General features: G+C 62.9%; 12 protein-coding genes and 2 tRNA genes. 9 read left to right on the top strand and 5 right to left on the bottom strand.

Features of this window, described 5'->3' with window-relative positions:
- Nucleotides 1-5 precede the first annotated feature (5 nt).
- Nucleotides 6-1,097: a UDP-3-O-(3-hydroxymyristoyl)glucosamine N-acyltransferase gene (gene lpxD, locus ANTHELSMS3_RS16195; RefSeq protein WP_094035775.1), complete on the bottom strand. Its 1,092-nt coding sequence runs from the start codon at nt 1,095-1,097 to the stop codon at nt 6-8.
- Nucleotides 1,098-1,137: 40 nt separating this feature from the next.
- Nucleotides 1,138-2,766: a L,D-transpeptidase family protein gene (locus ANTHELSMS3_RS16190; RefSeq protein ID WP_094037181.1), complete on the bottom strand. Its 1,629-nt coding sequence runs from the start codon at nt 2,764-2,766 to the stop codon at nt 1,138-1,140.
- 335 nt (nt 2,767-3,101) lie between these two features.
- Here ANTHELSMS3_RS16190 and ANTHELSMS3_RS16185 point away from each other — a divergent pair, with 335 nt between their 5' ends.
- Nucleotides 3,102-3,671, top strand: a complete 570-nt coding sequence (locus tag ANTHELSMS3_RS16185; protein ID WP_254694760.1) for a YcbK family protein — start codon at nt 3,102-3,104, stop codon at nt 3,669-3,671.
- A 215-nt stretch (nt 3,672-3,886) separates the two neighbouring features.
- Here the strand turns inward: ANTHELSMS3_RS16185 and ANTHELSMS3_RS16180 are convergent.
- A tRNA-Asp gene (locus tag ANTHELSMS3_RS16180) sits at nt 3,887-3,963 on the bottom strand.
- 36 nt (nt 3,964-3,999) lie between these two features.
- A tRNA-Asp gene (locus ANTHELSMS3_RS16175) sits at nt 4,000-4,076 on the bottom strand.
- Between the two features lie 245 nt (nt 4,077-4,321).
- On the opposite strand from ANTHELSMS3_RS16175, the gene ANTHELSMS3_RS16170 reads away from it, so the two are divergent.
- The 8 genes from ANTHELSMS3_RS16170 to ANTHELSMS3_RS16135 all read left to right on the top strand — a co-directional run bounded on the left by ANTHELSMS3_RS16170 (nt 4,322) and on the right by ANTHELSMS3_RS16135 (nt 12,536).
- Entirely contained in the window at nt 4,322-5,089 is a 768-nt protein-coding gene (locus ANTHELSMS3_RS16170; protein WP_094035774.1) for a polysaccharide deacetylase family protein, read from the top strand.
- Nucleotides 5,090-5,259: 170 nt separating this feature from the next.
- Nucleotides 5,260-6,675 (top strand): 30S ribosomal protein S6--L-glutamate ligase, encoded by a 1,416-nt coding sequence (gene rimK / locus ANTHELSMS3_RS16165; RefSeq protein WP_254694759.1) that lies wholly within the window; start codon nt 5,260-5,262, stop codon nt 6,673-6,675.
- Between the two features lie 274 nt (nt 6,676-6,949).
- The gene (locus ANTHELSMS3_RS16160; RefSeq protein WP_094035773.1) at nt 6,950-7,312 is read left to right on the top strand and encodes an SUF system Fe-S cluster assembly protein; all 363 of its coding nucleotides are present in this window, start codon (nt 6,950-6,952) and stop codon (nt 7,310-7,312) included.
- A 67-nt stretch (nt 7,313-7,379) separates the two neighbouring features.
- Nucleotides 7,380-8,579, top strand: coding sequence for a multidrug effflux MFS transporter (locus tag ANTHELSMS3_RS16155; RefSeq protein WP_094035772.1), 1,200 nt, complete (start codon nt 7,380-7,382; stop codon nt 8,577-8,579).
- 95 nt (nt 8,580-8,674) lie between these two features.
- Nucleotides 8,675-9,895 carry a glycerophosphodiester phosphodiesterase family protein gene (locus tag ANTHELSMS3_RS16150; RefSeq protein ID WP_094035771.1) on the top strand — a complete coding sequence of 407 codons (1,221 nt, stop codon included), beginning with the start codon at nt 8,675-8,677 and terminating at the stop codon, nt 9,893-9,895.
- A gap of 189 nt (nt 9,896-10,084) precedes the next feature.
- Nucleotides 10,085-11,737, top strand: a complete 1,653-nt coding sequence (locus ANTHELSMS3_RS16145; protein ID WP_254694758.1) for a mechanosensitive ion channel family protein — start codon at nt 10,085-10,087, stop codon at nt 11,735-11,737.
- A 95-nt stretch (nt 11,738-11,832) separates the two neighbouring features.
- A complete protein-coding gene (locus ANTHELSMS3_RS16140) occupies nt 11,833-12,216 on the top strand; it encodes a HesB/IscA family protein (protein WP_094035769.1) in 384 nt (127 codons plus the stop codon).
- Nucleotides 12,213-12,536 (top strand): TfoX/Sxy family protein, encoded by a 324-nt coding sequence (locus ANTHELSMS3_RS16135; protein ID WP_094035768.1) that lies wholly within the window; start codon nt 12,213-12,215, stop codon nt 12,534-12,536. The genes ANTHELSMS3_RS16140 and ANTHELSMS3_RS16135 overlap by 4 nt, the downstream gene beginning before the upstream one ends.
- A 75-nt stretch (nt 12,537-12,611) precedes the next feature.
- On the opposite strand, the gene ANTHELSMS3_RS16130 is transcribed toward ANTHELSMS3_RS16135, so the two are convergent.
- A complete protein-coding gene (locus ANTHELSMS3_RS16130) occupies nt 12,612-13,505 on the bottom strand; it encodes an isopenicillin N synthase family dioxygenase (protein ID WP_094035767.1) in 894 nt (297 codons plus the stop codon).
- Nucleotides 13,506-13,587: the final 82 nt, after the last annotated feature.

The raw sequence follows: 13,587 nt of genomic DNA, 5'->3' as shown, positions 1-13,587 counted from the left end.
GACACTTAGTCATTTCCCATGAGCTTTGAAACCGATTTCTTGATCTCCGCCACGTCGCGGAACAGCCGTGGAAGGCGGCGCAGCCCTTTGTACGCCTCGACATGAGTCTCCATCTTCATGGCTGGATAGCCCAGCATCACCCGACCGGCGGGTACGTTGGACAGCGCCACCGTGGCCCCGCCCAGAATCGCGCCATCGCCGATGCGCAGGTTGTCCGACACCCCGACCTTGCCGCCCAGCACCACGTTATTGCCGATCACGGTCGACCCGGCCACAGCCGCATTGGCACAGAGCAGACAGTTGCGCCCGATGACCACGTTGTGGCCAACCTGCACAAGGTTATCCAACTTGGTGCCGTCGCCGATCCGCGTATCGCGGATGGTGCCCTTGTCCACCGTTGATCCGGCGCCGATCTCGACATCGTTGCCGATGGTCACCGCGCCAAGGCTGGCAATCCGCGCCCATGTCTGTTCGGTGTCGCTGTTGTCCTCGCCCAAAGAGGCGCGCGCCTTTTCCACGCCCGAGACCTCTGGCGTGACAAAGGAAAACCCGTCGCCGCCGATGACCACATTGGGCTGGGCCACAAACCGGTCCCCGACATGGACCCGCGCCATGATCCGCACGCCGCTGTGCATCAGCGCGCCTGCACCGATGACCACGTCGCGCCCGATATAGGCTTGCGGGCCGATGACGGACCCGGCCCCGATCCTTGCGCCTGCCTCGATCACCGTGAACGGCCCGACAGACACACCCTCGCCCAGCTCTGCCGAAGGGTCGATCACCGTGTTGGGATGGATGCCGGGGACATAGCCCGCACCGGGGTCCATCATCGCGGTCAGCCCCGACATGGCATAGCGCGGGCGGTCGGCCAGAATCGCCGCCTCCAGCCCCAGCGCCCGCCAATCGGTGCCCGCCGCCAGCAGCGCAGCGCGCGCGCGACCCTGTCCTAGAGCGGCGGTGTATTCGGGCCGCGAGGCCAGCGCCAGTTGCTCTGGCCCGGCATCCGCCGGTTCGGCCAGACCGCTGACGGTCAACAAAAGATCGCCCTCGGCAGTCATGCCGAGGGCGTTTGCGATGTCTTTGATCGTGTAAGGCATGTGGTCTCCCGGACAAAGCGCGGCTCAGTCCGGGGCAGGTTTAGCTGCGACCCGACCGCAGGGCCACCCCTACGTCGTTCAAGGCGCGCCACAGGACTTGATCGCGGCCATAGACATCGTCGCGATAGTTCATCTGGCCCTTCGCCTTGGTAAAGGCGGTGCGATAGATCAGATGCACCGGCACCGGCGTTTCCAGCGGCACCTTGGTGTTCTGACCAGACCGCAGCGTGGTCTGGAAATAGGTTTCGGGATCATCCACCTGCTTGGCCAGCAGCGCATAGGCAAAGTCATGCGGATCGTCGAGCCGGATGCAGCCGTGGCTGAAGGTGCGCACCTCACGCGAGAAAAGATGCTGCGACGGCGTGTCGTGCAGATAGATGGCGTAGGCGTTCGGGAACATGAATTTGACCGTTCCCAGCGCGTTGCTCGGCCCCGGCGGCTGACGCACCGTGTAGGGGAATGCCCCACCCGACGCCGCGTAGGAGGCTGCGGCGGCCCGGCTGACCACGCGTCCGCGATAATCCACGAATTCCAGATGCCCAAGCGCGTAAGGGTTGCTGCGCAGCGCCGGCAGGTACTCGCCGCGGATGATGGATTGCGGCACATACCAGTACGGGTTGATGACCATATGCTCCATCACGTCCGAAAACTCGGGCGTGCGCCGGTCGCGGGCCTGATGGCCGATGACCGACTTTGTCTCAAAGGTCAGCTTATCGTCGTCGATGATCTGGGCATGATAATCCACCAGATTGACCAGAACGTGCCGTTTGCCCCGACCTTCGGGCAGATTCAGCCAGCGTTCCCGTTCCATCGCGACCATAATGGACTTCAGTCGCTCTTCCGGGGCCACATTGATGGCGCGCATCGTGCCACCACCCGCGACGCCATCCTGCGGCAGCGCGTGATCCGCCTGGAATTCACGAATCGCGGCCTCCATCTCGCTGTCATAGGTCATGCTGAGCGACGGCTTCATATAGCCCATCAGGGCCAGACGATTGCGCAAGGCCACAACCGCGTTGCCGGTATTGCCCGGACGCAGGCTGCCTGCAGAAACCGTCGGTCCCCAGCCGCCTTGCTGGATCTTGTGTTCCAGTCGCAGCTTGGCGCGCATCAGGCGCGTGTATTCGGGGCTGCTGGGCACAAGACTCAGGAAAACGGCGGTCGGGTCTTCGTTGGTCAACCGGGTCAAAAGCATCTGCGGATCGCGACGCGGCAAGTCCCGCTTGATATCGTCGATGATCTCGCCGGGATTCAGAACGCCAGACTGCAGGTCGTTGGCAAACTGGATAAAGGTGCGGGTCAGTTCGACCTCCAGCAAGCCCCGCGACCGTCCGTCACCCGCCTGCGCCATACGGCTCAGCAAACTTTGGGCATTATACCGGTCGGCGGGCAGGCCGTGCACATCGGCCAGCGAGAATGCCTCGATCAGGGCCAGCCTGCGGGCGCGGTCCGCATCCCCGGCCCCGGTCCAGATCGGCTCAAAATTTCGGGTGCGATAAAACGCGGCCACACTGTCATTGTCGGCGATGCTTTCCGCGACCGCCTGTTTGAACGCCGTGACCTTGAGCGTCAGGCCATCCTGCGCCGCCAGTGGCAGCGCCGCGCCGAACCAGACGGCACCGGCCACCACAACGGACCGCAATACGGCCTGCTTGCTGCTTATTTGCATTCCCAGATCCTTCCCCAAATCCTTCATAGACCAACCATTTCCCGAACATTTCCCGAATACTACAGTGCAGACAGCGCCGTGCATCTGTCTATTCACATTTATGCCAGCATGTCGACCGTGGCGAAACCGCGACGACAGTGCGCAAACGCGCCACAGTTGGGCAGCGGTGGGCAGAATCCCGCCAATTCCCCCTTGATCATTACAAATCATAACAAATCGCCCTTTTTGAGGGACTCGATTCGTGCCATAAACTTCTGGACATCTGGGGATAGATGGCAGGAGGCGCACAACGATGCGCCCACAGGTAACACGGCGACTACGGGACAGGCGCTCACATGACAGAGATGACTTCTGGCGGCATGACACGCCGCGCACTTCTTGGCGCATTTGCAGCCACCGCTGTTGCGGCAGCGCCCACCTACTCGAACGCAGCTGGTTTTCTGCGCGGTGCAGGCGACGTTCGCCGCATCCGCATGTATTCTGGCCGCACCGGAGAACGGGTGGACATGATCTATTGGATCGAAGGCGACTACATCGCCGACGCGGTCAAAGAGGTTAACTATTTCATGCGCGACTGGCGCAATGATGAAATCAAATCGATCGACCTGCGGACAGTCGACATCATGACTGCAGCGCACAACCTGCTGGATGTGTCTGAGCCTTACATGCTTATTTCGGGCTACCGCAGCCCGTCGACAAACGCGATGCTGCGGGCCCGCTCCTCGGGCGTGGCCAAGAATTCGCGCCACCTTTACGGTCAAGCGGCAGATCTTCGGCTGGCCTCCCGCTCGGTTGGCCAAGTATACAGTGCCGCCAAGGCCTGTGGCGGCGGCGGCGTTGGCCGCTACACGCGTTCGGACTTTGTCCATATGGACTGTGGCCCGGTGCGCAGCTGGGGCAGCTGACCCCCTCCATCACCCGTTTTTGTCGAGGCGTCCCATTTGGGGCGTCTTTTTGTTTTGGTCTCTTCTTTTCGCTCATCGGCCGGGGACGGGACAGTCAGGTATTCCATACGCTTTCCGTCCCGCACGCCCCGGTGTGTGAATAGACAACACGCAGAACCCTGACAGGTTCCGCGCCGTGTCGCATTTTTTTGGGAAACATCTCTCCGAAGAGAAAGTGGCGCGGTTGACGGGGCTCGAACCCGCGACCCCCGGCGTGACAGGCCGGTACTCTAACCAACTGAGCTACAACCGCGCATTTACGCCGGGCGCACTAGGTTTCGGGGCAGTTTGGCGCGGTTGACGGGGCTCGAACCCGCGACCCCCGGCGTGACAGGCCGGTACTCTAACCAACTGAGCTACAACCGCTTGACTGCCGCCGTGACCTCTTGGCCGTGGCGTGAGCGGCTTTCTATGCGCAGGCCCCTGCCCCGTCAAGCGCTTTCGGACCGGTTTTTGGCGCATTTTTTCAAAGGTTCTCGTGCCACAGTTCGTTGCCGATAAGACACGGCTGCGCATCGGCGATTTCCCGCCATCGGGAAACGCCTTGCCATTTATTAACAGCCCGGCTTGTGTCGTAGGGTCTGCCCGCCCACCAATGCCAAGGTCGTATCATGTCACATTTTTCGCGACGGACATTTCTGTCCGCCGGCACTGCTGCTCTTGCCCTGTCCCGGCCCGATACGCTCTGGGCCGCACCACAGATCGCCCTGCCGCAGGACATGGTGTCCAAGGACTGGGTGACCGTGACGGCGGTCAATACAGCGTCGCCGGTGGTGGCAATGACTTTTGATGATGGGCCGCATCCGACCCTGACTCCTCGACTCCTTGATATGCTCAAAGCCCGTGGTCTGCGCGCCACGTTTTATCTCATTGGTCGCAGAGTCGTCACCTGGCCGGATATTGTCAAGCGGATTGCAGACGAAGGTCACGAGATTGGCAACCACAGTTGGTCACATCCCAATCTGGCCGGCTATTCGGACAGCTATGTCCTGAACCAGATCGACCGCACCTCTGACGCGATTTTCAAGGTGACGGGCCGTCCACCCGTCACCTTCCGCCCGCCTTATGGGGCCTTTACCCATCGCCAGCGGCAAATGCTGTATCGCTCGCGCAGCCTGCCGACGATCCTGTGGTCGGTCGATCCGCAAGACTGGCGCCGCCCCGGTGCCAGCGTCGTAGCAAGCCGTATCCTGTCGCACTCACGGCCCGGATCGGTGATCCTGACCCACGACATCCAGAGCGGGACCGTCCGCGCCATGCCCCAGACCTTTGACGGTCTGACGGCGCGCGGCCTGAAATTTGGCACCATGAGCCAGATGATGGGATGGCCGCTCTGGCAGAAGCGTAATTTTGTCAGCACGGTCGCCTCGGCGGGATGACACATCCGGCCTGAACGCGAACAGGCCACCTCTGCCACCCAAATCTACGCCCCTTGTGCGCCCCTCGCCCCCGCGATGCGAGTGCGATGCGAGTGATGGAACCGCGCTCGGGGCCTTGTTGCCACGCGGGGGGCTTGGTACGGCTGTAATGGCTCTGAGAGGAGGGCCACATGGACGACCAACAAGATCCGCTCCCCGACATGATCCGCTTTGGGTGGGAAGAATGGGTCTCGCTCCCCGATCTCGGCCTTCCTGCACTGCGGGCCAAGGTGGACACCGGGGCCCGCACTTCGGCGCTGCACGCCTTTGACATCGAAACATTCGGCCCGGCCACGTCGCCCAAGGTCCGCTTTACCGTGCATCCGGTGCCGGGACGCGAGGATCTGGTGATTCCCTGCTCCGCCCGCATTGTTGACCGCCGCAACGTCACCTCCTCGAACGGGGAAACAGAATCGCGCTATGTCATCGCCTCGACCATCCGGGTCGGCGAAGAAAGCTGGCGCATCGAAATGACGCTGACAGACCGTTCGACCATGGCCTCACGCATGTTGCTGGGCCGCGAGGCGCTGAAGGATCATATCACCATCGTCGCCACGGATCGCTTTCAGCAGCCCAAACTGTCCTATGACGTCTATTCCACAGCACGGGTGCGTCAGGCTGCGCCCAACCGCAGCTTGCGTGTCGCCGTGCTTAGCCGTGAGGATAACTACTCCACCCGCCGCATGGTCGAAGAGGGCGAGGCGCGTGGCCATACGGTCGAGGTGATCGACACCACCCGCTGTTACATGGCCATCAACGCCCTTTCGCCAGAGGTGCACTACGATGGCAAGCGGCTGCCGCGCTACGATGCGGTGATCCCGCGCATCGGGGCCACCGTCACGGCCTACGGCACGGCCGTCATTCGCCAGTTTGAGACCATCGGCACCTTTTGCGTCAACGGCTCCGAAGGTATCTCGGCTTCCCGTGACAAGCTCTACGCGCATCAGTTGATGGCGCGGCACAAGATCGGCATGCCCAACACCGCCTTTGCCGCCTCGCCCAAGGACACCCAGTCGCTGATGCGGCTGGTGGGCACCGCGCCGATGATCGTCAAGCTGCTGGAATCGACGCAAGGCAAGGGCGTCGTGCTGGCCGAAACCAAAAAGGCCGCCGAATCCGTCATCGACGCTTTTCGTGGACTGAAGGCCAACTTTCTGGTGCAGGATTTCGTCAAGGAAGCCGCGGGTGAAGACATTCGCTGTCTGGTGATCGGCGGCAAGGTCATCGCGGCCATGAAACGCACCGGGGCCGATGGGGACTTTCGCTCCAACCTGCATCGCGGCGGTTCAGCCAAGGTGGTCCGGATCACCAAGGAAGAGCGCGATGCAGCGGTGCGCGCGGCGCGGGCGTTCAAGCTCAATCTGGCGGGCGTGGACCTGCTGCGCTCGGACACCGGCGCCAAGGTACTAGAGGTCAATTCCAGCCCCGGCCTCGAAGGAATCGAAACCGCGACCAAGAAGAATATCGCCGAAATGCTGTATGAACATATCGAGGCCAAGGTCCGCCCTGCGCCGGTACGCTCGATCAAAAGCATGAACGAAGAGTAGGTCAGACCGCTCATGGCGTCGGCGGTCGACATCGCCGCGCATCTGGGCACAGAGCGCATCTTTGCCAGCTTGGCCGCCGCAACGGGCGGGACATTTACCCGGCATGAGAGACTTGAGTGGAGATATCTAAACAGGTTCCCCTGGACAAGGTGACCTATTCAACCGGCTCCACCTCGGCCGCCGCGACCCAGTGACACCCACCCTGCCAGAGGCCTTTACCCGGCCTTGGGCAATCCCTATATAAAACGTCAACCTTTCGGAGACGAGGACGGCAATGACGCAGCAGAACCCGCAGATGGAAGGCGCTCCTTTGATCGCCCCGTCCAGCACTGATCATCCGCTCTACGACACGGTCGTCGAGGCGTGCCGGTCTGTCTATGACCCGGAAATACCGGTCAACATCTATGACCTTGGACTGGTCTACACCGTCGACATCAACGACCAGAGCGAGGTCCGCATCATCATGACGCTGACCGCACCAGGCTGCCCCGTCGCGGGTGAGATGCCCGGCTGGGTCGCCGAAGCGGTCGAGCCGCTGCCGGGGGTGAAACACGTCGACGTCGATCTGACGTGGGAACCGCCCTGGGGCATGGAAATGATGTCCGACGAGGCACGGCTGGAACTCGGCTTTATGTGATTGTCTGCGGGCCTGTTGTCCGGCCCGCAAACCATGTATCGCATGGGCATCCTTCGAAAAAGATTCCATGCGCCCCATTCCCACACACCCTCCCCGCCTGAGCACACTTGTCCTGATCACCATTCTGGGCATCGTGTCGGTCAACATGTTCCTGCCGTCGCTGCCGAACATGGCAAAGGCCTTTGAGATTACCTACGCGCAGGCCAGCCTGTCGATCTCCGTGTTCATGCTGGTCACGGCGGTTCTGCAGGTGGTCATCGGCCCGCTGTCCGATCTGTACGGACGCCGTCCGGTGCTGCTGTGGTCGCTGGCGATTTTCACGCTGGCCTCACTTGGCACCGTACTGGCACCCGATTTCTCCACCTTCATGGTTTTCCGTGTCCTGCAATCCTCTGTCATTGCAGGCAATGTGCTGTCGCGCGCCATCGTGCGCGACACCTCTCCCCCGTCCGAGGCCACCTCGCGGCTTGGCACGATCGGCATGGCCATTGCGCTGGGGCCGATGCTGGCCCCGGTGGTCGGCGGCACGCTGGATCAAGTGCTGGGCTGGCGCTCGACGCTCTGGGTGTTCTTCGTCGCCGGGGCGGCGCTGGTCTGGCTGTGTTGGCACGACCTTGGAGAGACCAATTCCACCCGCGGTCGGGGCTTTGCGGCACATTTCCGGGCCTATCCGGCATTGCTGAGCAATGTTGGTTTTTGGTCCTACACCTTTTCCGTTGGATTTGGCATGGGCGTCTTCTTTGCCTATCTGGCCGCCACGCCCATTCTGGCGGTCGCGGTCTTTGACCTGCCCGAAAGCGTGGTTGGCGCGCTGATCGGCCTGCCGCCAATCGGATTCGTCTGTGGCAGCTATTTGTCGCGGCGTTTCGGTGGGCGGTTCGAGACGGCGCATATGGTCCTGATCGGGCGTTTGATTTCTCTGGTAGGGCTGGGGCTCGCCTTGCCGATCTGGTGGCTTGGGTCGGGGTCTGCGCTCAGCCTGTTTGTGACGATCCCCGTCATTGGCCTCGCCAATGGAATCAGCACACCTGCGGGGATGGCGGGGGCCATGTCAGTGCGCCCGGATCTGGCGGGCAGCGCCGCCGGCCTGTCCGGCGCGGTCACGGTCGGATGCGCCGCGGCCATGACAGCGGTCTCGGGTGCGCTGATCGGCGCGTCGGCAGATCCCGCGCGGATGCTGTGGCTGCTCTTGGGGCTGGCACTGCTGTCGGTTCTGTCCGCCCTGCCCGCGCTGCAGGCCCGTCCCGACCCGGCACCGCAAACCTGACAGCCGCACCTGTATGTCATTCAGGCTTCACTGAGCGGTCACTGACACGTCATGATCTCTGTGGCACACTGGGTTCCTCAACTGGAGGTTTCCCAATGTCATCCTTTCGCATCCTGTCGCTGGCCGCGCTTGTCGCCTCGCCGGCCCTCGCAGAGAGCCACGCCACCCCCCACGACGCCGGCCTGACCTATGGTGTCCGCCCTGCCTACCTGATCTCTCAGATGGAAGATGGCGCGCTGAAGGACAAATTGCAGTCCTGCGTTGCCCAAGCGCCCAAGGTGAGCAAATTCTCGATCGGGCACCGCGGCGCGCCGCTGATGTTTCCCGAACATACAGAGGAATCGAACCGCGCTGCCGCCGCCATGGGCGCCGGTATCCTCGAATGCGACGTGACCTTTACCGCGGACAAGGAACTGGTCTGCCGTCACGCCCAGAACGATCTGCACACCACGACCGACATCGTCGCAACCGATCTGGGACAGAAGTGCACCACACCCTTCGCCCCGGCCTCGGGCGACCAGACCGCCACCGCAGAGTGCCGCACATCGGACCTGACGCTGGCCGAGTTCATGACGCTGAAGCCCAAGATGGACGCCGCCGACCGCAGCGCGACCACACCAGAGGCCTATCTGGGTGGCACAGCCGACTGGCGCACCGATCTGTATGTCGACAACGCCACGCTGATGACCCACGCCCGGTCCATCGAACTGTTCGACAGCCTTGGCGCGGACTTCACCCCGGAACTCAAAAGCCCCTCGGTCGAGATGCCATTTGACGGGTTCAGCCAGCAGGACTACGCGCAAAAGCTGATCGACGCCTACAAGGACGCCGGGATCGACGCCAGCCGCGTCTGGCCGCAGTCCTTCAACCTTGACGATGTTCTGTACTGGATCGAAGCAGAGCCGGAGTTCGGCGCGCAGGCGGTCTATCTGGTCGAGTGGACCGATGGCTTTGACGAACAGTCCGCCGACACTTGGCTACAGGATTTTGCCGCGCTCAAGGAACAGGGCGTCAACTATCTTGCCCCGTCGATGAACATGCTGCTGACCGTTGAGGAAAACGGCGACATTGGCGCAAGCGCCTATGCCCTGGCCGCCAAAGAGGCCGGTTTGGACCTGATCGCCTGGACGCTGGAACGCTCCGGCCCGCTGAAAACAGGCGGCGGCTGGTACTACCAGTCGGTGACCGAAGCCATCGACCGCGACGGCGACTATTTCGAAGTGCTGGACGTGGTGGCCCAGGACGTGGGCGTGATCGGCGTCTTCTCTGACTGGCCCGCCACGGTGACCTACTACGCCAACTGCATGGGTCTCTGACCCCAACGGGGCCGCCCCTGCCGGGCGGCTCCGATCTTTTGCCGACAGGGAACAGGGAACCAGCCGGACCCGCGCCGCGTTCCCTTGCTGATGCGATGTAATTCCGGCCCCTGCCTGCGCCCACGCGCGCGACCGCTTGTGACGCTGTCAGTGTCACACCTTTTGTCGCAGGGTCTCTTATCCCTCTTTTTGTCTCTGTGGCTGCTCCTGCCAGCAACCCTTGCGTCTGCACAATCCGACGACCCGTGGTTTGAGGTCGACGCTCTCAACCCCGGCTTGGCGGCAGCCCCCGAGTGGCTGGATCGCAGTACCCCCCGCGCCACAATGGAATCGCTCCTGCGCAGCGCCCGCACCGATCCCGAGGCGCTGTCGCGCGCGCACCTGCTGGACCTGTCAGACCTAGACCCGCAGGAACAGCCCGCCAGCGGCCCGCGTCTGGCCCGCGAACTGGTGACGGTGATCGAACGCCGCGCCGTGCTGGACTGGGGCCAGATCCTTGACCGACCTGATGCACTGAACGCCCGCCAGACCTCCAGTTCCGCAACAGCCGGGATGAAACGCCGGTCGCTGCTGGTCTGGGAGATCGAACTGGACGGCATCCCGGTTGCGATCCGCCTTGACCGGATCAAACCGGCGGACAGCGATCCGGTCTGGGTGATCTCACGCCAGACCGTGCAAAAGATCCCCGCGCTTTATGAGGCTTATGGCCCCTCGCACTATGAACGGCTGCTGCCCGACTCACTGCGCGAACACGCCTTCTGGCGGCTGATGTGGTGGGAGGTGTTTGGCCTGCCGCTGCTGGCGCTGTTGGCGGCACTGGCCGGTCAGGGCACCGCCGTTACCCTGCGCCGCGTGGGGCGTCACGCCACCCGCCGCATCACCACCGCCGCCTTTCGCGCGGCGCGCACGCCGATGGTGCTGGCCGCCGTGGCCCTTGTGCTGGCCATCGGGACTCAGACCGTCTTTGTCTTTTCCGGCCGTCTGAACACCGTCCTGACACCGCTGATCGCCGCCTGCTTCGTCACCGCCGCCTTGATGCTGATCGTCAATGTGGTCGAGGTCATCCTCGACCAGATCACCGGCTTTGACGAAATGGACCTGACCCGCCAGCAATTCGATGAGGCCCGCACCCGTGCCACCCGCATCGCCGCCGTGCGCCGCATCCTTGTGATCATCGTCTTTCTGTTCGGCTTTGGCATCGTGCTGGCCTCGGCCAATCTGTTTCGCACCTACGGGTTTTCGCTGCTGGCCTCGGCGGGCGCGCTGACTCTGATCCTTGGCTATGCCGCGCGCACCATCCTGACCAATATTCTGGCCTCGCTCCAGATTGCCCTCAACCAATCCGCCCGCATCGGTGACCGCGTCGTCTACCGCGATGCACTGTGCCACGTCGAACGGATCAACTTCACCTATGTGCAACTGCGCGACTGGGACGGGACCCGCCTTGTGGTTCCCGTCAGCGAATTCGCCTCCACCACCTTTGAAAACTGGACGCTCAAAGAGCCGGAGATGCTGCGCGTGCTGAAATTCAAACTGGCGCCAGAGGTCGACATCGACCGCCTGCGCGCCTGTTTCGAAGAGGTGCTCGATACACTTGATCAGGCCGATCTTGACGACCTCGACAAATCCGCCGTGCGCGTCACCGGACAGGACGCCTATGGCATCGACGTCTGGTTCATGGTGCCGTGCCGCGACCCCAACAGTTCATGGGACACCGCCTGCCTTGCGCGCGAGGCTCTGATCGCGCATCTCGCCCGGATCGAGAAAGAGGACCGCGTCGCCATCTTTCCCGATGTGGCCCCACCCGTCGATCCCAACCCGCCAAAATCCGCCGCCGCCTGACCAATTCGTGTTCCGGCCTGCGTTCCGGCCTTGGGTCAGGCCCTTGTTCTGGGCCACCGCATACCCTAGGTTTGCAGTCAGAATAGGAGTATCCGATGTTCGGCATTCCCGGCCAATCCCCAGTGACCATCACCCCCGCCGCCGTGCGCCAGATCCGCAAGCTGATGGAGCGTGACAATCGCTTCGGGCTCAAGATCGGCATCAAAAAGGGCGGCTGCGCGGGCATGGAATACACCATGGACTATGTCGATGCGGCAGAGACCAACGACGAGGTCGTCGAACAGGACGGCGCGCGGGTGCTGATCGCGCCCATGGCGCAGATGTTCCTGTTCGGCACGGAAATCGACTATGAAACCGCGCTGTTGGAATCCGCGTTCAAGTTCCGCAACCCGAACGTGACGGACGCCTGCGGTTGCGGCGAGTCGATCAAGTTCAAGGATGTCGAAGAGCTGACCGCCGGACAGGACGCTCAGGGGTGAGCGTCTCGCCCGAAGAGATTGCCTTTGCAAAGGATCTCTTTTCGGGCTTGGGGAACATCACCACCCGCAAGATGATGGGCGGCCTCTGCCTTTATCATGAGGGCACCATCTTTGCGATTCTGCACTCTGATGGCGGCATTCTTCTCAAGGGGGCCGGCCCTTTCATCGACCGGCTCGAATCCATGGGCTGCACCCGCTGGACCTATACCCGCAAGACCGGGAAAAGCGGGGCCATGCCCTACTGGACCCTGCCCGGCACGGCCCTCGACGATCCCGAAGAGGCGGTCGCCCTTGCCCGCGAAGCGCTGCGCCACCTCTGACCTGTCCCGCGCGGCCTTGAAAGTCCCGAAACAAACAACCCGCCGCAAGTCGCGCCTTGTGCGCCTGACGCCGCCCTACCCTTTGTTCAAATGCAGATAGGTCTCATTGAACCGCCGCGACAGATGATCCCCGGCCCGCACAACTTCGCCCGATCCCATCGGCGCCACATTGGTCTCAAACCCCGGGTTGAAAAACAGCGGCACCGAAATCCGCTCCTGCGCAGAGCCGCGCACCCGGTGCGGCGTCGCCTTGACCCGACCCTTTGTCCAGATCTCCAGCATCTCACCAAAGTTGATGATAAACTCGCCGGGCTGCGCCGCAACCGCCACCCACTTGCCGTCCGGCGTCAGCACCTCCAGCCCCGGCACCCCGTCCGTTCCCAGCAGCGTCAGACAGCCATAATCCGTATGCGCCGCGATGCCGAAATCCATCTCCCCGGCCCAGTCAGGACGCGGCGGATAGTAATTCCCGCGCAACAGCGCCATGGGTTGTGCGAACTTGTCGTCAAAGAACCCGCGCTCCTCGCCAATCGCCTCGGCAATTCCGCGCAACAGATCCATCGCCACGCCCAGGGCATCGCGATAGTAGGCCGCGATCACCTCGTGGAACCCCTCAGGGCGTGCCGGCCACAGGTTCGGCGCGTAGACCGACAAATCCGACCCCGGCACTTCGAACCCGCAATCGAACACCTGCTTGTAATCGGGGTTGGCGTTTGGATCGACCCGCTCGCTCTGCGGCGCGCCCCAGCCCCGGTTCGACCCCGTCGCCGCCATGTCCACCACACGCTTTTCCGCCTCTGGCAGGTCGAAAAACGCGCCATAAGCCGCCAGCACAAGTCGCATCCGGGCAGGTGTGATCGCCGTGTTCCGCACGGTCAAAAAGCCGCTCTCTTCCGCGCCCTGCCGCAACGCCGCCAGCGTTTCGTCATCCCGCACCGCAATCTTGCGCGCATCCAGTCTGGGGATCATCCGCACACTCCTCCTGCGCCCGCCGCGCGCCTGTCCTGCACCTGTGCCGCCCCGGCTTGTCACGTCGTCGCGCGCGCCGCAA

This window comes from Antarctobacter heliothermus, assembly GCF_002237555.1.
Classification (GTDB): Bacteria; Pseudomonadota; Alphaproteobacteria; order Rhodobacterales; family Rhodobacteraceae; genus Antarctobacter; species Antarctobacter heliothermus_B.
Note: the sequence above shows the minus strand (reverse complement) of the source record. Positions and strands in the feature narration are given on the sequence as shown.

Bases quoted from the DNA above. Each gene is read 5' to 3' on its own strand.
- lpxD (WP_094035775.1), bottom strand. From the start codon at position 1,097: ATGCCTTACACGATCAAAGACATCGCAAACGCCCTCGGCATGACTGCC.
- ANTHELSMS3_RS16190 (WP_094037181.1), bottom strand. From the start codon at position 2,766: ATGCAAATAAGCAGCAAGCAGGCCGTATTGCGGTCCGTTGTGGTGGCC.
- ANTHELSMS3_RS16185 (WP_254694760.1), top strand. From the start codon at position 3,102: ATGACAGAGATGACTTCTGGCGGCATGACACGCCGCGCACTTCTTGGC.
- ANTHELSMS3_RS16170 (WP_094035774.1), top strand. From the start codon at position 4,322: ATGTCACATTTTTCGCGACGGACATTTCTGTCCGCCGGCACTGCTGCT.
- rimK (WP_254694759.1), top strand. From the start codon at position 5,260: ATGGACGACCAACAAGATCCGCTCCCCGACATGATCCGCTTTGGGTGG.
- ANTHELSMS3_RS16160 (WP_094035773.1), top strand. From the start codon at position 6,950: ATGACGCAGCAGAACCCGCAGATGGAAGGCGCTCCTTTGATCGCCCCG.
- ANTHELSMS3_RS16155 (WP_094035772.1), top strand. From the start codon at position 7,380: ATGCGCCCCATTCCCACACACCCTCCCCGCCTGAGCACACTTGTCCTG.
- ANTHELSMS3_RS16150 (WP_094035771.1), top strand. From the start codon at position 8,675: ATGTCATCCTTTCGCATCCTGTCGCTGGCCGCGCTTGTCGCCTCGCCG.
- ANTHELSMS3_RS16140 (WP_094035769.1), top strand. From the start codon at position 11,833: ATGTTCGGCATTCCCGGCCAATCCCCAGTGACCATCACCCCCGCCGCC.
- ANTHELSMS3_RS16130 (WP_094035767.1), bottom strand. From the start codon at position 13,505: ATGATCCCCAGACTGGATGCGCGCAAGATTGCGGTGCGGGATGACGAA.